Source organism: Agromyces binzhouensis, assembly GCF_004135055.1.
GTDB lineage: Bacteria > Actinomycetota > Actinomycetes > Actinomycetales > Microbacteriaceae > Agromyces > Agromyces binzhouensis.
The window spans coordinates 1-608 of sequence record NZ_SDPL01000798.1; the positions used below are offsets into that span (position 1 = coordinate 1).

Consider the following 608-nt stretch of genomic DNA (forward strand, 5'->3'; position numbering starts at 1 on the left):
GCGGGGTGCGACCCCCGCGCGTGCGCGTGGAGGCGCGGAGCGTCGCGTCGTACCTCGAGTCGGCGGCCGGGGGCGTCGACCTGGCCTTCATCGACCCGCCGTACGACCTCGGCGAGGTCGAGCTGGCTCGCGACCTGTCGCTGCTCGCCCCGCTCCTGGCCGACGCGGCGACGGTCGTCGTCGAACGCAGCAGCCGCTCCCCCGAGCCCGCCTGGCCCGACGGCATCGAGCCGGAGCGCCGCCGCGACTACGGCGAGACGACGCTGTGGTGGGCCGCCGCGACCGGGCCGGATCAGCCGGCGCCGCCGTCCCAGCCCGAGTAGGGGTCCCATCCGCTGGTGTCGACGGGCTCGCCGCCGAGCGTGAGCCGCCCGGCGTCGGCGTTCACGACGCCCACGACCTCGAACGGCTCGGGAGGCACCGCTCCCGCGGGGAACGTCGCGAGCAGGCCGTGATCCTCGGCGCCGGCGAGCGCCGTCAGCGGATCCGGGCCGAGCGCATCGGCGTGGAACTCGAGCCCGACCGCGCTCGCCTCGGCGAGGCGCCGTGCGTCGCGTGCGAGCCCGTCGCTCACGTCGAGCATCGCCGTCGCCCCGGCGGTCGCCGCC

Annotated in this window: 1 protein-coding gene and 1 pseudogene; one reads left to right on the plus strand and one right to left on the minus strand. The window is 77.6% G+C overall.

The features are described 5' to 3' along the window. On the plus strand, positions 1 to 323 hold a 323-nt coding region (locus tag ESO86_RS18300), incomplete at its 5' end, for an RsmD family RNA methyltransferase (protein WP_207207239.1). Here ESO86_RS18300 and ESO86_RS20040 read toward each other — a convergent pair. After that, positions 293 to 608, minus strand: a pseudogene (locus ESO86_RS20040) (thiamine-phosphate kinase); the annotation flags it as partial. The gene ESO86_RS18300 and the pseudogene ESO86_RS20040 sit on opposite strands and share 31 nt — an antisense overlap.